Raw genomic sequence first — 22,887 nt, 5'->3', positions numbered from 1 at the left:
CTGCATCCCTTGTCGTTTGGGCCTCAACGCGTTAGCTTTAACACATCATTTTTTTGATCATTTTTATTTTCAGGAGGGGTTTAAATGACTCTGCAGCAAGAGATAATTCAGGCGCTTGGCGCAAAACCGCACATCAATGCAGAAGAAGAAATTCGCCGCAGCGTGGATTTCCTTAAATCTTATCTACAGACTTACCCCTTTCTGAAATCACTGGTATTAGGGATTAGCGGCGGACAGGACTCAACGCTCGCGGGAAAACTCTGCCAAATGGCTATTTCCGAGCTTCGCGAAGAAACGGGGAATGACGCGCTACAGTTTATTGCCGTACGTCTGCCGTATGGCGTTCAGGCTGATGAACAGGACTGTCAGGATGCCATCGCCTTTATCCAACCGGACCGCGTACTCACCGTCAATATTAAGGGTGCGGTACTGGCCAGTGAACAGGCCCTGCGTGAAGCGGGAATTGAACTGAGCGATTTTGTCCGTGGCAATGAAAAAGCCCGTGAACGCATGAAGGCCCAGTACAGTATCGCCGGAATGACCAGCGGTGTTGTCGTGGGTACCGATCATGCAGCAGAAGCCATCACCGGATTTTTCACCAAATACGGCGATGGCGGTACTGACATTAACCCTATTTTCCGTCTGAACAAGCGTCAGGGTAAGCAGTTGCTTGCCGCTCTGGGTTGCCCGGAGCATTTATATAAGAAAGCGCCAACCGCCGACCTCGAAGACGATCGCCCTTCTCTGCCGGATGAAGCCGCATTAGGCGTCACCTATGACAACATCGACGATTACCTGGAAGGAAAAACGCTGGCTGCCGACGTCGCGAAAAAAATTGAAGGCTGGTATCTGAAGACCGAGCACAAACGTCGCACACCGATTACGGTGTTTGATGACTTCTGGAAAAAAGCGTAATTCTTTTAGTCACATATTGCCGGATAGCACTGGGATCACCGCTGTCCGGCCCCTCCTCCTGGTCTGATGCCGCTTTTTTAATCGGTTTCAAACTGCTACACTGGATGAATAACCAGCATCTGGAGTGAGAAGTGGTACGGCGTCAATCAGCCCCACGCCTGACATTTGAGGCAGCGGCAATCTATGAATATCCTGAGCACCTGCGTCCATTTTTGAGTGCGCTTCCCGCCGCGCCAGGCGTCTATCTGTTTCACAGTGAAAGCGACACTATGCCGCTCTATATTGGTAAAAGCGTCAATATTCGCAGCCGCGTGATGGCACACCTGCGTACCGCAAACGAAGCGACAATGCTGCGTCAGGCCAAACGCATTAGCTGGATTTGTACCGCGGGAGAAATTGGTGCCCTGCTGCTGGAAGCGCGGTTGATCAAAGAACAGCAGCCGTTGTTTAATAAACGACTGCGGCGCAATCGTCAGCTTTGCGCCTTGCAGCTTACCGACCGAACTGTTCAGGTTGTCTACGCACGAGATATTGATTTCTCCCATGCCCCCAATCTGTTTGGCCTGTTTGCCAATCGTCGCGCAGCGCTACAAGCGTTGCAAAGCCTCGCGGATGAACAACAGCTGTGCTACGGCCTGTTGGGCCTGGAACCTCTGAGTCGCGGGCGCGCCTGTTTTCGCTCCGCGCTTAAACGCTGCGCCGGAGCGTGCTGCGGGAAAGAGAGTCATGAAGCGCATCATTTACGTCTTTTAGAGGCGCTGGAAAGAGTGAGAGTAATTTGCTGGCCATGGAGCAATGCCATTGCGCTGCAGGAAACCGGCGCTGAAATGACACAGTACCATATCATCAACAACTGGCTGTGGCTGGGAGCCGTTTCAACGCTGGATGACGCGGCTACCCTGGCGCGTATGCCGGCCGGCTTTGACCATGACGGCTACAAAATCCTCTGCCGGCCTGTTCTGTCTGGTCAATATGACATTATTGAACTGCGCCCGGAGAATGCCCCGGCATCCAGTTAATCTCGCTGAACAGCAGCTTCCCCTCGCGCTCCAGCAGTCGTAATGTGTGTTTACCATCATGCCAGCTTGCCCCCTGGTCGGCTGTCAGTAGTTTATCGCCCAGTTGCCATGCACCACTGATAACAAACACCACGCCGCCGCGTGAACCAAAGGTCGTAAACGTGCGGTCGGCAACTCTGACTTTCGCCTGGCAAACATCTCGTCGGGTCATGATATTAAAATCCATCGACATCTGCCCTTCCGTCAGCTTTGCTTTTACCACCTTGTCACCGGCAAAGGTAAAAGGCTGATGCTGTTTCAGGGTATGCGTAAAGATGTTCGTTTCTTCCAGGGTCACTTCTCCACCTTCCAGCAGAGTAATCACGCGTTCTACGCCGGGAAAAAGAGAAAACTCACCGTTTGCTGCAATGGAGGCGATACTCGCACGCCAGTGAAAATCTCGTGTTGCTGGCGGAAAACAGCAAATCTCTCGCGTTTCTCCCGCACCATTTCGCCAGAGATTGACCGGCATTTTGCGGATATCAAAGTATTCCATCATCCCTCCAGAAAGGCGCAGCACGGCAGCCTACCGTAAACAGACAGCCATAAATCATCATTGTTATGTTCACCCTGCAGATTATTGTTATCGGCAGCAGAGTTGATTTGCCTTAGCGATGAACCCGGCATTTTGCAAAAAAGAATAACGCGCTGATCCAGGTAGAATTTTCGCGGGCTTCAGGAGAATAGCGTGTCGTGTGTCCGGTGCAATAGGCAGGAAAGAAAAAACCGCCGATCCTGCCCACATCGTTAAACGTGTTGTGGACAAGAGCGGCGGTCTTGAGTTTGGTTTCACGCTGCGCGGCTATCAGTGCGACACAGCATGAATGATTTAGTGTAAACGCTGATCGATTACTCGGCAGCTTGCGGTATTTTACCTTTCTGCGCTGCACGTTCTGTCAGACGCTTCTCAAAATTGGCATTAAACTGCTTTTTCTGTTCCGGGGTCAGAATGTTGTAAATCTTGTTCTGGGTTTCCATATGCGCCAGCATGTTGGCTTTGCGCTGTTCTTCCATCTTCGCAATCTGTGCTTCGGCTTTCGCTTTATCGAAGCTATCGCTGGCGATGATGTCGTGCATTGCGCGGCGTTCTTCCAGCGGCGGACGTTTCATCTGATCGCGCTGGCCTTTCATGATTTCTCGAATCTGCTGTTTCTGCGCGTCGGTCAGGTTCAGGTCTTTGAACATCATGTCGTGATGCGGGGCGAACTTGCCGTTGTGATGCATCATCGGTTTAGCATCCGCTGGTGCAGATGTTGTAGTGTCAGCAGCATGAGCCAGATTCGCAGCACCCAGCGCCAGAGTAGAGGCAACAAACAGAGCAGTCAGTTTACGCATAATTTCTATCCTTTCTTTCAGTTATTTTACGACACTCATGCGACTCTTATGCAATGTGATGTCGTGTTGACGAGATTAACTTTACCGGCTTAAGCGTCAATTAATCAGAGCAACGGTAAAACAGTGAAAGTGTAAAAAACAAACTTTCATCAATTATGAAGAAAAAAAGAATAAATTGCGGAGAGTTGCAATAAAAAATTACAACAGGATGATTTTGAAAGGATTATGAAGAACTATACCCGAACTCTGATTATTAAGAAAGCAATTCACCAGGAATAATCCGTAATAAATAAAAACAGCACGCAAAAATAAGCCCTAAAGGATAAACCTGCAGGGCAAATATATTTATCACAACTTTTCGAGCATCAATCCGGCACGTAAACCGCAGGCCACGTTAGGGTTCGGAAAGAGAACGTATTCAACATCATGGGTGACAATAAAACGTTCATCTCCGTCCTGCGCCAGCAAGGTCCCCTCTTTAAAGGGGGTAAAGTTGAGCGTCTGGTTATCCATATGGAGAATAAAATCATCGCTACGACGTGTGATTTGCGACACTACGCGGTAGCGCAGCGGGGATGGTGCTCCCGTCAGTACTCGCTCGCCCTCCAGCAGCTTCGCCAGCGCATCTGCCGTCTGGGCAAACCGGGACAGATCGTTTTGTCCGAACGGCAACGCTTTACCCAGTTCCAGCGTGCAGGCCAGTGCACCAAAGTGTTCAGCGCTAAAATGGGTGAACGTGCCGCCAGGCGTCTGATGAAAAACCAGCGCCTCTAGTCCCGCATCTCCCAGCCATTCAAGAAAACCCTCGTCCCAGGCAACGTTGCGTTGTGGCAATACGCCAAAGCGCAGATGCTGTGAACCACGGATCGCGGTGTGCAGATCCAGGTGCCAGCGTGCTGGCTCTTTCGCCCGCGAATAAAAATCTTCCAGACACAGCTCAAGCTCATGAGCTCGGTGCGTTTCTTCACTCGCGGTAAAAATCTGCCACCGGCCGCCAAACATACGATTCAGATCGCTATGACAATACCGTTTTCCCGCCGCCAGCGCCTGCGGGTTTCCCAGAATCACCAGCAGCCGCCATGTCAGTATCAGCTCGCCGCTAAACAGCCTGGAAAGCAATGAATCGAGTATCTCTACCGGCGCGGTTTCATTGCCATGGCTCCCCGCAGACAGCACCAGAGAATGTTCAACGGGTACAAGCGGCGTCAGTTCCAGAATTCCGTGACCGATCCACTGCCAGTCAAAACCATGAGTGGTTCCTTGCGTTTTCTCTGGAGTGGCGCCTGCGAGCGTAATAGCCAGAAAGTTATCCATGGCGCATCCCCTCCTGCTGGAAAGGATACACAGAGCCGAGGTTGAGCAATTGTGTCAGCGAATCCAGCGCTTCACGCCCCTCGCGCAACAGCTGTGGGTCGGCAAGGTCGGCGGCGGTAAGACGATCGCGATAGTAACGGTCAACCCAGTTATTCAACGTGTTAAACAGCGTATCGTTCATGATAACCGCCGGATTCACCGCCTGCTGTTCCTGTGGGGTGAGCACCACTCTCAGGCGCAAGCAGGCCGGACCGCCGCCGTTGGACATACTTTCACGCAGATCGAATACCCGCAGGTCATCGATCGGATTGTCTTCCTCGAGAAGACGGTTCAAATACCGCCACACGCCAGCATGCTCCCGACACTCCTGCGGCAGGACCAGCATCATCGAGCCGTCATCACGACTCAGCAGCTGACTGTTAAACAGATAGGTGGTCACAGCATCCTGCACCGACACCTCCGCAGTCGGGACTTCCAGCGGGGTAAAACCTGCCACCTGACTGCGCAACTGCTCTAACAACGCCTGCTGTCTGACAAACGCCTGCTGATGACAAAACAGCACCTGGCGATTTGACACCGCTATCACATCGTTATGAAACACGCCAAGATCGATGACGTCCGGGTTTTGCTGAGCAAAAATGCGCTGATGCGGGTTAACCTGATTCAGGCGGGCGACCGCCTCACTAGCCTCACGGGATTGCCTTGCCGGATAGCGCTTCGGCTGGGATGCATTACCTTCTTCACGACCGTAAACAAATAGCTGTACACCCGGATCGCCGTAATCTCCACCGAGGCGGTTATGGTTTGCCGCCCCTTCATCACCGAAAAGCGCAACCTGGGGTAACGCACCGTGGACCGCAAAGCTATTCTCATCACGGAAAATCGCCCGTAACAATGCTTCGGTAGTAGGCGCTTCCAGCGAACGGTGGAACTTATTATTCAGATTCGCCACCGTCAGATGCACTTTCCCATCCAGCGAATCTGCCGAAGGGCAAACCGTTGCCGCATTCGCTACCCACATAGACGATGCGGAGCTGGCACTGGAGAGCCAGTGAGGCGACTGACGCGCCACTTTCTCCAGCACCTGTTCGTCACTGCCGCTAAAACCCAACCGACGCAGAACCGGAATAAAAGGACGCTCGTGGGGCGGGATCACCGCCTGAGGGAATCCCGCATCCGCCAGCGCTTTCATCTTTAGCAGACCCTGCTTCGCCGCCAGACGCGGGTTCGACACCTGAAATCGATGTTTGGTTGAAGCCTCATTACCAAATGACAATCCAGCATAGTGGTGAGTCAGTCCCACCAGACCATCAAAATTTACCTCACGGGCTTTCATAGCTTATCCTCGCGGGAAAAATCCAGTCCGGGGCTAAGCGCCGTTGGCAGCGTTAAGGCCGGAGATTCCAGACTTGCCATCGGCCAGGCGCAATAATCTGCGGCATACCACGCGCTGGCGCGATGGTTCCCGGAAGCGCCAACGCCGCCAAACGGTGCTGTACTCGCCGCGCCGGTTAACGGCTTATTCCAGTTGACGATCCCTGCCCGCGCCTCCAGCAATAGCTGTTCAAACTGGCCGCGATCGGGCGAAACTAACCCACACGACAGTCCAAAGCGGGTGTTGTTCGCCATACGAATCGCATCATCAAAGCTGTCATAACGCCAGACGCCGAGCAGCGGGCCAAAAACCTCTTCATCAGGTACGTTCCCCGCCCCGGTCAGTTCGATGATTCCAGGGGTCAGCAGTGACGTTCCGGCGTTCACCAGACGTGGTGCTAACAGCGTACGGCCACCCAACGACGCCAGACGCTGCCAGGCATCATAGACGTGCTGCGCAGCCTGTTCGGAAATCAGCCCACCCATAAACGGCTGGGGTTGTGCATCCCAGTTGCCGGGCATTAAACGCTGACTAACCTCCACCAGACGCGTCAGGAACGCATCACCCTGCGCGCCTTTTTTTACGAGCAGGCGGCGGGCACAGGTACAGCGCTGTCCGGCGGTGACAAATGCGGACTGAATGGTCAGATGTACTGCAGCATCAATATCCTCCGGATTCTCAATAATCAGCGGGTTATTACCCCCCATCTCCAGGGCGAGGATTTTTTCCGGCTGGCCGGATAACTGCCGATGCAACTGATAACCGGTATTCGCACTGCCGGTAAACAGCAAACCATCGAGGTCTTCCAGTGCGCTTAACGCCTGCCCCGTTTCGCGTCCGCCCTGCACCAGATTCAGCACGCCCGGCGGCAACCCCGCCTGTTCCCACAGCTTTGTTACTGCTTCACCGGTCCACGGCGTCAACTCGCTGGGTTTGAAAATCAACGTATTGCCTGCCAGCAATGCCGGAACGATATGACCATTGGGTAAATGACCGGGGAAGTTATACGGACCAAAAACCGCCAGCACGCCGTGTGGGCGATGGCGCAACGTTGCCGCGCCATCCGGTAGTTCGCTGTGCTGCTCACCGGTACGGGCATGGTAAGCTTTGACGGAGATGGCGATTTTATTGATCATCGCCGTCAGTTCAGTCGCGGCTTCCCAGCGTGGTTTGCCGGTTTCCTGGGCAATAATCTGGGTTAGCTCGGTCTTGTTGCTTTCCAGCAATGAGGCAAATTTTTCAACAATAGCCTGGCGTGCGCTGAAGGGCTGTCTAGCCCAACCGGCAAAGGCTGCACGCGCGGCCTGGCACGCTTGCGCCACCTGCGTTGCATCGGCATCATTACCGTGCCACAGCACATCACCGCTTACAGGGTTGGTTTTCACCCGACGCTCGCCCAGGCCCGTCACCCAGTCACCGTTTATCCATAGAGTCATGCTGCTTTCTCCTCTGCACAAAGACGTACAAAACGTACCTGGTCGCCCGCGTGGCATTTCAGGGCATCCAGTTGTGCCGCCGTCAGTACCAGACGTTGGGTATCCGGATCTGCGCGAACCAGCATGACGCGGAAGTTTTGATAGTTTTCATTGGCAACCAGACAGGCCGGATAATCGCCGGTTGCTGGCTGACCTTCCGCCACTTCCACCAGCCTGCTTTTACGAATAGCCCGAACCCGGTCGATATCGCATTCCAGCGTCGGCCCGCCGTCGAAAATATCGACATAGTTGCGGTAGCGAAATCCTTCTTTCTCCAGCACCGCCCGCGCCGGGGCAGTTTGCGGATGCACCTGACCAATCACGTCTTGCGCTTCATCAGACAGAAAATGAGTATAAATAGGATGTTTGGGCATCAGTTCAGCAATAAAGGCTTTCTGTCCTGTTCCGCAGAGAAAATCCGCCCGGCTGAACTCCATTGAGAAAAAGCGTTTACCGAGGCTTTGCCAGAACGGCGAGTAACCGTGCTCATCAATCACGCCACGCATCTCGGCCACGACCTTCTCATTAAATCGGTCGCGAAAGGCCGCCATAAACATAAAGCGCGATTTTGACAGCAAATAGCCGTTGCCTTCTTTTCGCCAGTCCGGATCGAGAAACAGAGTGCAAAGCTCGCTGCTGCCTGTGTGATCGTTACTCAGAAACAGTGTCGGCAGCGCGTTATAGACATTCAGCTCTTTCGAGGCGTGGACCAGCGTACCGACCCGATAGTTGTACCAGGGATCGTTAAGCCCTACCGCCACCTCAATGGCGCAAATCCCGGCCACGGTTCCGCTGGTACTGTCTTCAAGCACAAACACATATCCCTGCTCACTTTTTGGCAACTCACCGCGCCAGGTTTGGAGTGAACGTTCGATACGCGCCAGCAGCGTAGCTTCATTCGCCGGTAGCGAGGTCAACCCGCCGCCGGTTTTACTGGCAAGCTGCATCAACGCGGTGATATCCGCGCGTTCAATGGGACGAATCACCATCATGATGAACCTCCTGCTTTAATACGTTCGCAGGCCAGCGCAAAGCGATCCAGTCCGGTGGCGACTTCTTCTTCGCTGACGTTGAGCGCTGGCGCAAAACGCACCACGTTAGCGCCAGCAATCAGTACCATCACCCCGGCAACAGCCGCTTCTTGCGAGATGAGTTTCGCTTTCCCGGCAAATTCCGCGTTCAGCACGCAGCCGATCAGCAGCCCGAGTCCACGAATTTCACTAAACAGTCCAAAACGTTCGTTAATAGCGTTAATACGCTCCACAAACCAGTCGTGGCGCTGCTTTACTCCGTTGAGCACTTCCGGTGTGTTAACAATTTCCAGCAGTCTACCCGCCACCGCCGTCGCCAGCGGGTTTCCGCCGTACGTTGTACCGTGCGTGCCAACCGTCATCACGCTGGCGCAACGCTCTGTCGCCAGCAGTGCGCCGATGGGGAAACCACCGCCCAGCGCTTTTGCTGTCGTCAGCAGATCCGGCGTCACGCCGTAGTGCATATAGGCATACAGCTCCCCGGTACGGCCAACGCCGGTCTGAACTTCATCAAAAATCAGCAGTGCATTATGGCGATCGCATAACTCACGTAGCCCCTGCAAAAAGGCTTCTGTTGCCGGTACCACACCGCCTTCGCCCTGCACTGGCTCCACGAGAACCGCACAGGTGGTGTCATCAATCAGTTGGCTGGCAGAATCGAGATCGTTGTATACGGCATGACGGATATCCGGCGGCAGCGGCGCGAAATCCTGTGAATAAGCGGGCTGTCCTCCGGCGCTGACGGTAAACAGCGTGCGGCCATGGAATGCATTTTTAAACGCCACAATCCCGCTCTTCTGGCTGCCAAAACGATCGTGGGCATATTTACGCGCCAGTTTTAGTGCCGCTTCGTTGGCTTCTGCACCGGAGTTACAGAAGAAAATGCGCTCGGCGAAGGTGGCGTCAATCAGCTTTTTCGCCAGACGCAATACCGGCTCGTTGGTGTAGCCATTTCCCGTATGCCAGAATTTGCTCGCCTGGTCGTTTAATGCCTCGCGCAATGCCGGGTGGGCGTGACCCAGCGCGTTAACCGCAATGCCTCCCGCGAAATCGATATACTCTTTACCCTGCTGATCCCACAGACGTGAACCTTCACCCCGCACCGGAATAAAAGGGGCCGGAGCGTATACGGGCATCATCCATTCATCAAAATTTTCACGCGTAATTGACAGAGACATAGCGACCTCAACGGTAAATAAAAGGTTATTTATATGTTAATAAATATAGTGTTTGCGGTGTAAATGTAGATTGCAGGGTTCGTGCCAGCCAGCGAAAAAAGTGCATAAACGGAGGTCGATGACGGAATATCAACAGGTTACAACGTGGCGATATTCACTGCATGTGCATATAAAGTGAATATGTTTGCGCATCAGGCGACTAAACAGAGGAAAAAACGCAGTTTTATTCAGTCGCCAAATATAATTCTGGAATTGTGATCGTATACGAAATTTTTCGGAAATTATTGCTCCATTCCGACGCGCTTCGCGCCAAAACGGTGCAGTTTTTGCTCCATCGTTAACGCCATTAGCAATCATTGTTGGAATCAGGTGACAAGAAGCAGTCAGCTTGCTGAAATTCTGCTACCATCCTTGCACTATTCATCTTGCAAAGTGGCAGCGACTATGAAATTTGTCTCTTTTAATATCAACGGCCTGCGTGCCCGTCCCCATCAACTGGCAGCCATTGTTGAAAAACACCAACCGGATGTTATTGGCTTACAGGAGACAAAAGTCCACGACGATATGTTCCCTCTCGAAGAGGTAGCAAAGCTCGGTTACAACGTCTTTTATCACGGCCAGAAAGGTCATTACGGTGTGGCGCTGTTAACGAAAGAAACGCCAATTGCGGTACGTCGTGGCTTCCCGGGCGATGACGAAGAAGCGCAGCGTCGTATCATCATGGCAGAAATTCCGTCCCCTCTGGGCAATATAACGGTGATCAACGGCTATTTCCCGCAGGGCGAAAGCCGTGACCATGAAACCAAATTCCCGGCCAAAGCCGCGTTTTATCAGAACCTGCAAAACTATCTGGAGACAGAGCTGAAGCGCGACAATCCGGTATTGATCATGGGCGATATGAATATTAGCCCAACCGACCTCGATATCGGCATCGGCGAAGAGAACCGTAAACGCTGGCTGCGTACCGGAAAATGCTCCTTCCTGCCGGAGGAGCGTGAATGGATGGAACGCCTGCTGGGCTGGGGTCTGGTGGATACCTACCGTCACGCAAATCCTGAAAAGAATGACCAGTTCTCATGGTTTGATTATCGCTCAAAAGGCTTTGACGATAACCGTGGCCTGCGTATCGATCTGCTGCTGGCGAGCAACCCGCTGGCGGAACGCTGTGAAGAAACCGGCATCGACTATGAAATTCGCAGCATGGAAAAACCGTCCGACCATGCGCCTGTATGGGCTAAATTCCGCGTCTGACCGTTTGTGTCTTTTTACTCTCCGGGCCCGGCCTGGAGAGTCAGTTTATTCTGTGCAAAATCAATAAAGCGACGGTAATACATTGTTGCGGCCGGAAATTTATTATATCTTCGCGCGCTCTTTTCGCTGACGAAAATGCTCCATTGCACTCGGTTTTACAGGAGAACCCCCATGAAAAAGAAGTTCGCATAAAGCCGAATACCGGCTGCTGATTGTCGCGGTCCTGTTCTGCGTTCTGGCGGGAGTTTTCCATCATTATGGTCTGACCGACCTGATAACCAATTTCCATCATTTACAAGACGTCATCCGCCAAAGCGGTATGTTCGGCTATACGCTTTATATCCTGCTGTTTATTGTTGCTGCGCTGTGTCTGATCCCTGGTAGCATCCTGGTGATCGTCAGCGGTGTGCTGTTTGGCCCCCTGGCTGGGACGCTTATCTCGTTAGTGGCAGCAACCGTGGCCTCGGCGCTGTCGTTTTTGCTGGCTCGCTGGCTTGGACGGGATCTACTACTGAAATACGTTGGGCACACGGCGACGTTTCAGTCTATAGAAAAAGGCATTGCCCATAGCGGAGTAGACTTTCTGATCCTGACCCGGCTCGTGCCGCTGTTCCCCTATAATATTCAAAATTACGCCTATGGGCTGACGGCCATTCCGTTCTGGTCATTTACCGTAATATCGGCATTTACCACCTTACCCGGTATCTTTATCTATACGCTGATGTCGCATGAGCTCGCCAGCGAAGGCATTACCCTGGCATTTATCGGTAAGCTCAGCGTGGCGGGGCTGGCGTTATTCGCCCTCGTTCAGGCAGCCAAAGCCTGGGCCCGGCATAAGCATATTGATCCGTCGGCCAGTCATGAGTGCGCGGGGAAGCGATCAAAATGAAAAAATCGCGGCTGACACGCTATTACCAGATAAGCTTGCTTGTCCTGCTGCTGCTCGCGCTAATGGCGTGGGCATGGATACCTGGCGTGAGCGATTTTCTCCACGGCAGCCTTGCGGCATTTACCACGCTCGATCAGCATGCTCTTGAGAACTTCATTCGTTCTTACGGAACCCAGGCGGCGGTGGTGTCGTTCTTCCTGATGATCTTACAGGCCGTCGTTGCACCGCTTCCTGCGTTTGTGATCACGTTTGCCAATGCCTCGCTGTTTGGCGCATTTTGGGGCGGCGTACTATCCTGGAGCAGCGCAATGGCAGGCGCGGCGCTGTGCTTTTTTATTGCCCGCATTTTAGGCCGGGGGGCGGTGGAAAAGCTAACCGGAAAAATGGTGCTGAACAATATGGACGCTTTTTTCGAGCGCTATGGTAAGCACACTATTCTGGTCTGCCGCCTGTTACCTTTTGTGCCGTTCGACCCGGTAAGCTACGCGGCAGGCCTGACCTCAATTCGTTTTCGCCATTTTTTCATCGCCACAGGCATCGGACAGTTACCCGCCACTATCGTCTACTCATGGGCGGGAAGCCTGTTAACCGGTGGCACATTTTGGTTTGTGACGGGTCTGTTTGTCCTGTTTGCCCTGAGCGTGGTGATATCGGTGGCGAGAAGCCTTTATCTTGAGCGTCAACGGGAAAAAAGCTGAAACCTTCCCTCATTTTTAGCCATGGAGATATTATGCGTTACTGCTTATTGAGTCTGAGTTTGTTGCTCTGCCCGCTGGCGACGTTTGCCCAGGACGCCAGCTGGCAACAAATCAAAAATGACGCCCACGGCCAAACGGTGTGGTTCAACGCCTGGGGTGGCGATAATGCAGTTAACCAGTATCTCGACTGGGTTAGCGGCGAGATGAAAACGCATTACGCCATTAACCTGAAGATCGTGCGCCTGGCGGACGCCGCCGATGCCGTAAAACGCATCCAGACGGAATCGGCATCCGGGCGAAAAAGCGGCGGCTCTGTCGATTTACTGTGGGTTAACGGCGAAAACTTCCGTACCTTGAAAGAAGCCGGGCTGCTGCAAACCCAGTGGGCGCAATCGCTGCCTAACTGGCGCTATGTTGATACACAAAAACCGGTGACCGAAGATTTCTCCGTTCCAACAGAGGGGGCGGAATCACCATGGGGCGGTGCCCAACTCACCTTTATTGCCCGGCGAGATCTCACCGCGCAGCCGCCGCAATCTCCGCAGGCACTGCTTGAATTTGCGCAGGCGCACCCTGGCACGGTGACTTATCCGCGCCCGCCAGACTTTACCGGAACGGCTTTCCTTGAACAGCTGTTAATATCGCTCACCACCAAACCACAGGCATTGAAAGTTGCGCCTGATGCAGCGACATTCGCCGAGGTTACCGCGCCATTGTGGCAGTATCTTGATACCTTGCACCCTGTACTTTGGCGTGAAGGCAAAGATTTTCCGCCCACGCCAGCACGAATGGATGCGCTGCTCAATAGCGGCACCCTGCGTTTATCATTGACCTTTAACCCGGCCCACGCGCAGCAAAAAGTAGCCAGCGGCGAATTGCCTAAAAGCAGCTACAGTTTTGGTTTCTCACAGGGCATGCTCGGCAACGTGCACTTTGTTGCCATTCCGGCGAATGCCCACGCCAGTGCCGGAGCAAAAGTCGTGGCAAACTTCCTGCTTTCTCCTGAAGCACAACTGCGCAAAGCTGACCCGGCTGTCTGGGGAGATCCTTCGGTGCTTGATCCACAAAAATTACCTGACGAACAGCGTGATGCGCTGCTGACGCGGATCCCACAGGGGCTCCCTGCCGTGCTGCCAGAACCGCATGCAGCCTGGGTAAACGCTCTGGAACAAGAATGGCTACGCCGCTACGGTACACATTAATTCTGCTACTCTGGGCCATCATGGCGGCAGTTTATCTGCCGTTGGTGCCTGCGGCAGGGTCTCTGGTAACACCAGCGCTTAGTACCGCGCACTGGCTGGCGCTCTTTGCCGATCCTCAGCTCCCGCAGGCGTTACTGGCAACGCTGGTTTCCGTAGGCCTCGCGGCTGGCGGTGCGCTGATCATCGCGCTACTGGCGATCCTCACTTTATGGCCCGGCGCAGGCTGGGCGCGGCTGTGCACCCGTCTTCCGTGGCTGCTGGCGATCCCGCATGTTGCCTTCGCCACCAGCGTGCTGTTGGTTTTTGCCGAAGGCGGTATGCTTTGGCAATGGCTCCCGTTCCTCAGTCCCCAGCCGGACCGCTACGGTATTGGACTTGGCGTAACGCTGGCGGTGAAAGAGAGCGCTTTTTTGTTATGGATACTCTCGGCTCTACTGAGTGAAAAACAACTTTCGCAGCAGGTTATCGTATTGGATTCGCTGGGTTACAGCCGACTGCAATGCCTGAACTGGCTGGTACTGCCCGCTATTGGCCCGGCATTAGGCAAAGCTATGCTGGCGATTGTCGCCTGGTCGCTCTCCGTTGTGGATGTGGCAATCGTTCTTGGCCCCGGCAATCCGCCAACGCTTGCCGTATTGAGTTGGCAGTGGCTCAGTCAGGGCGATATCGAACAGCAGGCGAAAGGCGCACTCGCCAGCCTGTTGCTGGTGCTGTTGCTCCTCATTATCGCGCTGGTGGGTTATCTGCTCTGGCGCGCCTGGCGACGTACTATCCCGGCTGTAAACGGTGAACGCCTGCATTTTTCATCCGCGACAATCGCACGCCCGCTGGTACAGATTTTGCCCGTCAGCGGTGTGGTATGCGTGCTGGTACTGACGCTTATCGCCAGCTATTCCTCGCTAAACCACGAGGCGCTCAGCAATAGCCTGCAACTGGGACTCCTTTCCAGCGTGCTGGCGCTAATGATACTTTTTGCCTGGCTGGAATGGGGTCCACAAACCGGACACCGCTGGATCTGGCTACCGCTCATTTTGCCTGCGCTACCGCTGGTAACCGGACAATATCTGCTGGCGTTATATGCCGGACAAGATGGACTAATGACAACCATTATCTGGGGCCACCTGCTGTGGGTGATACCCTGGATGCTGTTTGTGCTTAAACCGGCGTGGCAGCGCATTGACCCACGAATAATTTTGATTGCGCAAACGCTGGGCTGGACGCGGGGGCGGATATTCTGGCTGGTGAAATGCCCGCAGCTGGCGCGCCCGGCATTGATTGCCTTCGCGGTGGGCTTCTCGGTTAGTATCGCCCAGTATATGCCAACGCTGTGGCTAGGTGCCGGACGCTATCCCACGTTGACCACCGAAGCGGTGGCATTAAGCAGCGGCGGTAGCAGTGCGATTCTGGCAACACAAGCGTTGTGGCAGCTTCTTCTACCACTGCTCGTTTTCGCACTCGCAGCCTTTCTCGCCGCGTGGATCGGCCGTTTTCGACAAGGACTCCGCTAATGCTTACCGTACGAGGCGTTTCGTTGTATCAGGGCGCGAAAGCGCTGGTGAAGGACGTTAATTTTCAGGTAAATAGATGTGACATTGTCACTATTATGGGGCCTTCCGGCAGCGGGAAATCTTCGCTATTTTCATGGATGATTGGGGCGTTGTCTCCTCAGTTTCGTGCCTCAGGCGAACTGTGGCTCAATGAACGACGCATCGACACGTTACCTACCGCGCAGCGCCAGATTGGCATTTTGTTCCAGGATGCGCTGCTGTTTGACCATTTCAGCGTTGGGCAGAATTTACTGCTGGCCTTACCCGCCAGCCTGCAAGGTCCCGCCAGACGCCATGCTGTAGAAAGCGCACTCACGCGCGCGGACCTGGCTGGATTTTACTCGCGCGATCCGGCATCGCTCTCCGGTGGGCAACGCTCGCGTATCGCCCTGCTTCGCGCGCTATTGGCGCAGCCCCAGGCGCTATTACTCGATGAACCCTTTAGCAGGCTGGATGCGTCGCTGCGCGATACCTTCCGCCAGTGGGTCTTCACCGAGGTGCGTAAGCTGGGGATACCGGTGGTACAGGTAACCCATGACACGCAGGACGTCCCGCCAGCAGGCCGCGTATTTCAGATGGAAAACTGGGCGTGAATGTGGCGATATGCTGCGTTAACGCAAAGTTTTTACGTAACTGGCGGCACAGAATGTCGTCTTCTTTTTTTCAACGTCGGGCTATTCGATGAAACGTGTTTCTCTAATGACCGCGCTGGCACTGGCTTTAGGGCTCGCTTGCGCTTCTTCCTGGGCTGCTGAAACAGCACAGACGCTCACCCTCAACCAGTTACAGCAAAAGCAAGGCGCGGCGATCGATACCCGTCAGAGCGCTTTTTACAACGGCTGGCCACAATCGCTCAATGGTCCTTCAGGACACGAACCTTCCGCACTGAACCTGTCTGCCGCCTGGCTCGACAAGATGAATGATGAACAACTCAGCGCCTGGGTTAAGTCACATCAGCTTAAGACCGACGCTCCGGTGGCGCTGTATGGTAGCGATAACGACATGCAGGCCGTTAAATCCCGTCTGCAAAAAGTTGGCTTTAACCAGATTTCAACCCTCAGCGATGCGCTTACAGACCCTGCCCGTCTGCAACGTCTGCCGCACTTCGAACAGTTGGTTTACCCACAGTGGCTGGACGATCTTCAGCAGGGTAAAGACGTAACTGCCAAACCGGCGGGTGACTGGAAGGTGATTGAAGCCGCCTGGGGCGCGCCGAAATTGTATCTGCTCAGCCACATCCCCGGCGCGGGCTACATTGATACCAATGAAGTTGAAAGCGAACCGCTGTGGAATAAAGTTTCCGACGAGCAGCTTAAAGCGATGCTGGCGAAACATGGTATCCGCCACGACACCACGGTGATTTTATACGGCCGCGATGTCTATGCCGCCGCTCGCGTGGCGCAAATAATGCTGTACGCAGGCGTGAAAGACGTTCGTCTGCTCGACGGCGGTTGGCAAACCTGGTCCGACTCAGGTTTACCGGTCGAACGCGGCACTCCGCCAACGGTAAAACCAGAACCTGATTTCGGCGTGAAAATCCCTGCCCAGCCGCAGCTTATGCTGGATATGGAACAGGCGCGCGGTCTGCTGCATCGCCAGGATGCATCTTTGGTGAGCATTCGTTCATGGCCGGAATTTGTCGGTACCACCAGCGGTTACAGCTACATTAAGCCAAAAGGCGAGATCGCAGGCGCGCGTTGGGGCCACGCGGGCAGCGACTCCACCCACATGGAAGATTTCCATAACCCGGATGGCACCATGCGCAGCGCGGATGACATCGCCGCCATGTGGAAGCAATGGAATATCCTGCCGAATCAACAGGTCTCTTTCTATTGCGGTACCGGCTGGCGCGCTTCAGAAACGTTTATGTATGCCCGCGCGATGGGCTGGAAAAACGTCTCTGTTTACGATGGTGGCTGGTACGAGTGGAGCAGCAATCCGAAAAACCCGGTCGCCAGCGGTGAACGGGGTCCGGACGCCAGCAAGTAAGACTGGCATTATTGCCGGATGCGGCGAGAGCGCTTTACCCAGCCTGGATATATCATCGTTGTAGGCCGGATAAGCGAAGCGCATCCGGCAACGCAATACCTTATACCTGACGCTGAACGGTTTTCAGCGTCAGATATCCGCTCCAGATCCGGGTGAAAGTTGTCATCCAGCACAACGCGCCAAAGCCCCACGCCAGCACGGCAAAATACTCCGGGAACAGACACCCCAACACAAACAGCAAAATCGTCTCAGTTCCTTCTGTCAGCCCGCCAAGATAATAAAACGATTTATGCGCGTAACCGGGGTTATCAATCTGATGTTTTGCTGCCAGTGCGGCGAAGGCCAGAAAGCTGCTACCAGTGCCAATAAATGCGAACAACAGCCAACTGCCAGCCAGCGCATTTTGCGCCGGAGCGGCAATAATAAAACCAAACGGCACTATGGCGTAAAACAGAAAATCGAGCGAGATATCGAGAAATCCGCCAGCGTCGGTTAGCCCTCTGCGCCGCGCCAGCGCCCCATCCAGCCCGTCAAACAACCGATTGAGCACAATGGCCACCAGCGCCGCCAGATACCAGCCTAACGCCAGAAATGGCAACGCCAGCACGCCTATAGCAAAACCGACCAGCGTAAGTCCGTCCGGGGTAATCGCCGGTTTATCAATAATGCCTACGCACCGATGCAACAGCGGTTTTAATCGTGGATGAAGATGACGGTCAAGCATGCGGGCGTCCTTTAAAACTGTCGCACAGTCCCTGCGAGGGAATATCGAGAGCAGCATTAAAACGCGCCGAGAGATTTTGAAACGCGATCAGCGCGGTCATTTCCGTAATGACATCATCGGTAAAATGCTGCTTCATCTGCGCTTTCAGCGCATCGTCAACCTGTGGAGGCGTTGCGGTCACCGCATCGGCATAGGCCAGCGCTACGCGTTCTTCAGCGCTAAACAGCGTCGAATCTTGCCAGTTGGCAACCTGCATGACTTTATCCAGCGCGCCACAGCGTTCTGCCAGCCGTAGACTATTTGCATCAACACAGAAAGCGCATTGGCACACCTGAGAAACTCGGGTCATCAACAGCGCGCGCATCACCGGCGTTAAGCGCGCCTTTTTACGCTCCAGAAACCCGACAAACAGCGCCACCAGCCAGAACAGAAACGGCATCCGCCCCCACCAGCGCGTGGGATGTAGCACATCGCCATAATGTTTTTTCTGCGTAGCAACGAGCGGTTTTAAGCTGGAAGGGATACGCGTTAACGGCTTTACCCACGAGTGAGGTTCGTTCAACGGTGGCTCCTGAATACTTTAGATAAAACAAAGATAACGATAGTATGTCATTTTCTGCTGTTAGATCTTGATGAATATGATGAAAACCCTCGACGTGGTCGCCGCTATCATTGAACGTGATGGCAAAATTTTACTGGCTCAGCGTCCGCTACATGCGGATCAGTCAGGCATGTGGGAGTTGGCCGGCGGTAAGGTTGAGCCGGGTGAAAATCAACCCGAGGCGCTGATCCGTGAACTGCGTGAAGAGTTGGGCATTGAGGCAGTCGTGGGGCGCTACATTGCCAGTCATCAGCGCGAGGTTTCAGGCCGACTTATTCACCTACATGCCTGGCATGTGCCGTCGTATCAAGGGGAGCTGAGAGCGCATGAACATCAGGATATCGTCTGGTGCTCACCCGAAGAGGCGCTGCGTTATCCGCTGGCGCCCGCCGATATCCCGCTGTTAGAGGCGTTTATCCTTTTACGCGCCGCCAGACCAGCGGATTCGTGCTGATCGTTTTATCATCGCGCTGGCACTGCAACAGAACGCCATCAGCTTTAATCACCGCCCCTTCAGAGTAGTTTTGATCCTGATAAATACAACACTGGCTACAGGGCTGCGCCCGCTGACCGCTGGAACTGAACACTTCCGGCGGAACATTCACCTGCACATCCGGGCGATAAAGCTGATTTGCCAGCGTCGCGCTGGAAACCAGTACCAACGCTCCTGCCATGATTAAACGGCGCATTGTCTTTCCTTTTTAACTGACATTTATGCTCAGTATAACGGTATAAATCGGCAGAAACTTTAGTCCCTTCCATCATCGTTTTTGGTTATGACCCACGGCGCAATATTAATTTACTTAGCGGGGTTAATTTTTTCTTGCGTCACGTCACACTGCTGATGGTATAGTCAAAAACTGCACAACACATAACATAAATATCAAAAATATAACCATATCAATACATAAGAGGTTTTTATATCTATGGATCAGACATGTTCTCTGGAGTCATTCCTTAACCATGTGCAAAAGCGCGACCCGAATCAGACCGAGTTCGCGCAAGCCGTTCGTGAGGTAATGACGACGCTGTGGCCCTTCCTTGAGCAGAACCCGCGTTATCGTCAGATGTCGTTGCTTGAACGTCTGGTTGAACCGGAGCGCGTGATTCAGTTCCGCGTAGTCTGGCTGGACGATCGCAATCAGGTGCAGGTTAACCGTGCGTGGCGCGTACAGTTTAGCTCCGCCATCGGCCCGTACAAAGGCGGTATGCGTTTCCACCCTTCAGTAAACCTGTCGATCCTGAAATTCCTTGGCTTTGAGCAGACGTTTAAGAACGCCCTCACCACACTGCCAATGGGCGGTGGTAAAGGCGGGAGCGATTTCGATCCGAAAGGTAAAAGCGAAGGCGAAATCATGCGTTTCTGCCAGGCACTGATGACCGAACTGTTCCGCCATTTAGGCCCTGATACCGACGTCCCGGCGGGCGACATCGGCGTGGGTGGTCGTGAAGTCGGCTTTATGGCCGGGATGATGAAAAAACTGTCTAACAACAGCGCCTGTGTCTTTACCGGTAAAGGTCTCTCTTTCGGCGGCAGCCTGATCCGCCCGGAAGCCACCGGCTACGGTCTGGTGTACTTCACCGAAGCAATGCTCAAACGTCATGGTCTGGGCTTTGAAGGCATGCGCGTGGCTGTTTCTGGCTCCGGCAACGTAGCGCAATTCGCCATTGAAAAAGCCATGGAGTTTGGCGCGCGGGTAGTTACCGCCTCCGATTCCAGCGGTACCGTGGTCGACGAAAGCGGATTTACTAAAGAAAAACTGGCGCGTCTGTGCGCGATCAAAGACAGCCGAGACGGTCGCGTGGCGGATTACGCCCGTGAATTTGGCCTGACCTATCTGGAAGGCAAGCAGCCGTGGTCGGTTCCGGTCGATATCGCCCTGCCGTGCGCCACTCAGAACGAACTGGATGTCGATGCAGCACGCGTACTGATCGCCAACGGCGTGAAAGCTGTCGCCGAAGGGGCAAACATGCCGACCACTATCGAAGCTACCGATCTGTTCCTCGAAGCGGGCGTACTATTCGCGCCGGGTAAAGCCGCAAACGCCGGTGGCGTAGCGACATCCGGTCTGGAAATGGCGCAAAACGCCGCTCGTCTGGGCTGGAAAGCGGAGAAAGTGGATGCACGCCTGCACCACATCATGCTGGATATTCACCATGCCTGCGTTGAATACGGCGGCGAAAGCAAGCAGACCAACTACGTACGTGGCGCCAACATCGCAGGTTTCGTGAAGGTTGCCGACGCGATGCTGGGTCAGGGCGTGATTTAATATTATCTCTGCAGGCCAGTAGGCCGGATAAAGCACGGGTGCCGTATCCGGCTAAGCCTGATGCGCTATGCTTACCAGGCCTACAAAGTTACAGTCCCGCCTCTTCAGATGGCGGGATTTTTTTCGCCGGACGTTTACGCGGCGCACCCTTTTTCTTATCGCCACCACTACCGCCCGGCGCGGCAATCCCACGGAAGCGTCGTACCGGTGTGCTGCGCGCCTGATCGATAAGCTGATACAGCGTCCCCACCAGCGGTTGCATGAAATCCTGATAGCGACACTGCTTTTCGCTGATTTGGGTCAGGATAGATTCCCAGTGCGCTGTCATGTCCGGGCGCGTCGCCATTTCTGGCAACGAGTGGAACAGCGCTTTTCCCGCATCGGTCGAATGGATATACCGCCCTTTTTTCACCAGGAACCCACGCTTAAACAGCAGCTCGATAATTCCGGCACGTGTCGCTTCCGTACCTAAACCATCCGTTGCGCGCAGGATCTTCTTCAGATCTTTATCCTGCACGAATCGCGCAATCCCGGTCATCGCTGACAGCAGCGTGGCATCGGTAAAGTGCCGCGGGGGCTGGGTCTGACGTTCAACCACTTCGCCTTTTTCGCACAGCAGTTCGTCATCTTTTGCCACCACCGGCAGCGGCGTTCCGTCGTTATCTTCGTCGCGCTCTTTGTTACCGAGCAGCGTGCGCCATCCGGCTTCCGCCAGAAAACGCGCTTTGGCGACAAACTTACCTTTGGCGATATCCAGCTCAATAACGCACTTCCTGAATACCGCATCTGCGCAAAATTGCATCAGATACTGACGGGCAATCAGGTTGTAAATTTTCGCTTCGTTGTCGTTCAGGTTAATGGACGAACTGCGTGCGGTAGGAATGATGGCGTGGTGCGCATCCACTTTTTTATCGTCCCAACAGCGATTTCGCGTATCGGGATTGACCGCCGGTTGCGGGAGCAGATCCGGCGCATGGACGCTAATCGCGTTCAGTACCGCGTGACGTCCGGCAAAATGCTCTTCCGGCAGATAACGGCTATCCGAACGCGGATAGGTAATCAACTTATGGGTTTCATACAGCTTCTGGCAGATATCCAGAACGTTTTGCGCACTTAAACCGAAGCGCTTCGCCGCTTCAATCTGCAACGCCGACAGCGAGAACGGCAACGGCGCGGATTCTGATTCCCGTTTATCGTTATAGCTGGTGACTATCGCCGGTTGACCGTTAATACGGTTCACCACGTGTTCAGCCAGCGTGCGATTCAGCAAGCGCCCTTCTTCATCCTGATACGGCTCACACGCTTCGCTCGGCTGCCAGATAGCGGTAAACCGCTCATCGGCGGGCGTTACGATATGCGCTTTCACTTCGAAGAAGTCTTTGGCAACGAAATTCTCAATCTCTTCATCGCGACGCACAACCAGCCCGAGCACCGGCGTTTGTACGCGCCCGACCGAAAGTACGCCCTGATAGCCTGCGTTACGTCCAAGAATGGTGTAAGCGCGCGTCATATTGATACCGTACAGCCAGTCCGCACGCGCTCGCGCCAGTGCCGACACGCACAGCGGGATAAACTCACTGTTGGCACGCAGACGCTCAATAGCCCGCTCAACGGCCTGCGGATTGAGGTCGTTAATCAGGCAACGCTGCACCTTCTGGCGCTTTTCAGGCGCCAGTTGCAGGTAATCCAGCACTTCATCCACCAGCAGTTGCCCTTCACGATCGGGGTCACCGGCGTGAATAACTTCGCTGGCCTCATGCAAAAAGCGCTTAATGACGTTGAGCTGTTTGGTTACCGAGGGGCGCGGTTGCAGTTGCCACTTTTCAGGGACAATCGGCAGATCGACCAGACTCCAGCGAGCATAACGACTGTCGTAGGCATCCGGCTGCGCCTGTTCAAGCAGGTGACCAATACACCAGGTCACCACTTGTCCATTTCCGCATTCGATAAAACCATCGCCTTTGCGATGCGGCTTCGGCAGCACATCGGCGATAGCACGCGCCAGACTTGGTTTTTCGGCAATAAACAACCGCAT

Annotated in this window: 23 protein-coding genes; 12 read left to right on the top strand and 11 right to left on the bottom strand. The window is 54.2% G+C overall.

The features are described from left to right. The first annotated feature begins 84 nt into the window (after window positions 1-84). A complete protein-coding gene (nadE, locus tag BZK41_RS14065; RefSeq protein WP_032936096.1) occupies window positions 85-915 on the top strand; it encodes an ammonia-dependent NAD(+) synthetase in 831 nt (276 codons plus the stop codon). A gap of 131 nt (window positions 916-1,046) precedes the next feature. Further along, the gene (gene cho / locus BZK41_RS14060) at window positions 1,047-1,934 is read left to right on the top strand and encodes an excinuclease Cho (RefSeq protein WP_079938539.1); all 888 of its coding nucleotides are present in this window, start codon (window positions 1,047-1,049) and stop codon (window positions 1,932-1,934) included. On the opposite strand, the gene ves is transcribed toward cho, so the two are convergent. Beyond that, entirely contained in the window at window positions 1,894-2,469 is a 576-nt protein-coding gene (gene ves / locus BZK41_RS14055; protein WP_079938538.1) for an environmental stress-induced protein Ves, read from the bottom strand. The genes cho and ves overlap by 41 nt on opposite strands. A gap of 199 nt (window positions 2,470-2,668) precedes the next feature. Between ves and BZK41_RS27695 the strand changes: the two genes are divergently transcribed. Continuing rightward, window positions 2,669-2,797, top strand: coding sequence for a hypothetical protein (locus BZK41_RS27695; protein ID WP_275052641.1), 129 nt, complete (start codon window positions 2,669-2,671; stop codon window positions 2,795-2,797). A 25-nt stretch (window positions 2,798-2,822) separates the two neighbouring features. Here the strand turns inward: BZK41_RS27695 and spy are convergent, their stop codons facing one another. The 6 genes from spy to BZK41_RS14025 all read right to left on the bottom strand — a co-directional run bounded on the left by spy (window position 2,823) and on the right by BZK41_RS14025 (window position 9,681). Next, the gene (gene spy / locus BZK41_RS14050) at window positions 2,823-3,308 is read right to left on the bottom strand and encodes an ATP-independent periplasmic protein-refolding chaperone Spy (RefSeq protein WP_079938537.1); all 486 of its coding nucleotides are present in this window, start codon (window positions 3,306-3,308) and stop codon (window positions 2,823-2,825) included. 348 nt (window positions 3,309-3,656) lie between these two features. After that, a complete protein-coding gene (gene astE, locus BZK41_RS14045; protein WP_079938536.1) occupies window positions 3,657-4,622 on the bottom strand; it encodes a succinylglutamate desuccinylase in 966 nt (321 codons plus the stop codon). Next, window positions 4,615-5,958: an N-succinylarginine dihydrolase gene (astB, locus tag BZK41_RS14040; protein ID WP_079938535.1), complete on the bottom strand. Its 1,344-nt coding sequence runs from the start codon at window positions 5,956-5,958 to the stop codon at window positions 4,615-4,617. Before astB ends, astE begins: the two co-directional genes overlap by 8 nt. After that, a complete protein-coding gene (astD, locus tag BZK41_RS14035; RefSeq protein ID WP_079938534.1) occupies window positions 5,955-7,433 on the bottom strand; it encodes a succinylglutamate-semialdehyde dehydrogenase in 1,479 nt (492 codons plus the stop codon). Before astD ends, astB begins: the two co-directional genes overlap by 4 nt. Beyond that, complete coding sequence (gene astA / locus BZK41_RS14030) at window positions 7,430-8,464, bottom strand: arginine N-succinyltransferase (RefSeq protein ID WP_079938533.1); 1,035 nt, start codon at window positions 8,462-8,464, stop codon at window positions 7,430-7,432. The genes astD and astA overlap by 4 nt, the downstream gene beginning before the upstream one ends. Next, window positions 8,461-9,681, bottom strand: a complete 1,221-nt coding sequence (locus tag BZK41_RS14025) for an aspartate aminotransferase family protein (RefSeq protein WP_079938532.1) — start codon at window positions 9,679-9,681, stop codon at window positions 8,461-8,463. The genes astA and BZK41_RS14025 overlap by 4 nt, the downstream gene beginning before the upstream one ends. A gap of 444 nt (window positions 9,682-10,125) precedes the next feature. On the opposite strand from BZK41_RS14025, the gene xthA reads away from it, so the two are divergent. The 7 genes from xthA to BZK41_RS13980 all read left to right on the top strand — a co-directional run bounded on the left by xthA (window position 10,126) and on the right by BZK41_RS13980 (window position 17,257). Next, window positions 10,126-10,932 (top strand): exodeoxyribonuclease III, encoded by an 807-nt coding sequence (xthA, locus tag BZK41_RS14010; protein WP_079938531.1) that lies wholly within the window; start codon window positions 10,126-10,128, stop codon window positions 10,930-10,932. Window positions 10,933-11,137: 205 nt separating this feature from the next. Beyond that, window positions 11,138-11,821, top strand: a complete 684-nt coding sequence (locus BZK41_RS14005) for a TVP38/TMEM64 family protein (RefSeq protein WP_253193763.1) — start codon at window positions 11,138-11,140, stop codon at window positions 11,819-11,821. Beyond that, on the top strand, window positions 11,818-12,519 hold the full coding sequence (locus BZK41_RS14000; protein WP_079938529.1) for a TVP38/TMEM64 family protein: 702 nt from the start codon (window positions 11,818-11,820) through the stop codon (window positions 12,517-12,519). The genes BZK41_RS14005 and BZK41_RS14000 overlap by 4 nt, the downstream gene beginning before the upstream one ends. A 32-nt stretch (window positions 12,520-12,551) precedes the next feature. After that, entirely contained in the window at window positions 12,552-13,721 is a 1,170-nt protein-coding gene (locus tag BZK41_RS13995; RefSeq protein ID WP_079938528.1) for an ABC transporter substrate-binding protein, read from the top strand. Next, a complete protein-coding gene (locus BZK41_RS13990) occupies window positions 13,694-15,229 on the top strand; it encodes a thiamine ABC transporter permease (protein WP_079938527.1) in 1,536 nt (511 codons plus the stop codon). The genes BZK41_RS13995 and BZK41_RS13990 overlap by 28 nt, the downstream gene beginning before the upstream one ends. Next, complete coding sequence (locus BZK41_RS13985) at window positions 15,229-15,861, top strand: ATP-binding cassette domain-containing protein (RefSeq protein WP_079938526.1); 633 nt, start codon at window positions 15,229-15,231, stop codon at window positions 15,859-15,861. Before BZK41_RS13990 ends, BZK41_RS13985 begins: the two co-directional genes overlap by 1 nt. Before the next feature lie 88 nt (window positions 15,862-15,949). After that, complete coding sequence (locus tag BZK41_RS13980; RefSeq protein WP_079938525.1) at window positions 15,950-17,257, top strand: sulfurtransferase; 1,308 nt, start codon at window positions 15,950-15,952, stop codon at window positions 17,255-17,257. A 100-nt stretch (window positions 17,258-17,357) separates the two neighbouring features. On the opposite strand, the gene BZK41_RS13975 is transcribed toward BZK41_RS13980, so the two are convergent. After that, on the bottom strand, window positions 17,358-17,981 hold the full coding sequence (locus tag BZK41_RS13975) for a CDP-alcohol phosphatidyltransferase family protein (RefSeq protein WP_079938524.1): 624 nt from the start codon (window positions 17,979-17,981) through the stop codon (window positions 17,358-17,360). Then, window positions 17,974-18,543 (bottom strand): carboxymuconolactone decarboxylase family protein, encoded by a 570-nt coding sequence (locus BZK41_RS13970; protein WP_079938523.1) that lies wholly within the window; start codon window positions 18,541-18,543, stop codon window positions 17,974-17,976. Before BZK41_RS13970 ends, BZK41_RS13975 begins: the two co-directional genes overlap by 8 nt. Before the next feature lie 79 nt (window positions 18,544-18,622). Here BZK41_RS13970 and BZK41_RS13965 point away from each other — a divergent pair, with 79 nt between their 5' ends. Continuing rightward, complete coding sequence (locus tag BZK41_RS13965; protein WP_079938581.1) at window positions 18,623-19,036, top strand: pyrimidine (deoxy)nucleoside triphosphate diphosphatase; 414 nt, start codon at window positions 18,623-18,625, stop codon at window positions 19,034-19,036. Here the strand turns inward: BZK41_RS13965 and BZK41_RS13960 are convergent. Next, window positions 18,996-19,271 (bottom strand): YnjH family protein, encoded by a 276-nt coding sequence (locus tag BZK41_RS13960; protein WP_003832503.1) that lies wholly within the window; start codon window positions 19,269-19,271, stop codon window positions 18,996-18,998. The genes BZK41_RS13965 and BZK41_RS13960 overlap by 41 nt on opposite strands. A gap of 237 nt (window positions 19,272-19,508) precedes the next feature. On the opposite strand from BZK41_RS13960, the gene gdhA reads away from it, so the two are divergent. After that, window positions 19,509-20,852: an NADP-specific glutamate dehydrogenase gene (gene gdhA / locus BZK41_RS13955; protein WP_003832501.1), complete on the top strand. Its 1,344-nt coding sequence runs from the start codon at window positions 19,509-19,511 to the stop codon at window positions 20,850-20,852. Between the two features lie 88 nt (window positions 20,853-20,940). On the opposite strand, the gene BZK41_RS13950 is transcribed toward gdhA, so the two are convergent. After that, the gene (locus BZK41_RS13950) at window positions 20,941-22,887 is read right to left on the bottom strand and encodes a DNA topoisomerase III (protein ID WP_079938522.1); all 1,947 of its coding nucleotides are present in this window, start codon (window positions 22,885-22,887) and stop codon (window positions 20,941-20,943) included.

This window comes from Citrobacter sp. A316 (assembly GCF_002042945.1).
Classification (GTDB): Bacteria; Pseudomonadota; Gammaproteobacteria; order Enterobacterales; family Enterobacteriaceae; genus Citrobacter; species Citrobacter portucalensis.
Note: the sequence above shows the minus strand (reverse complement) of the source record. Positions and strands in the feature narration are given on the sequence as shown.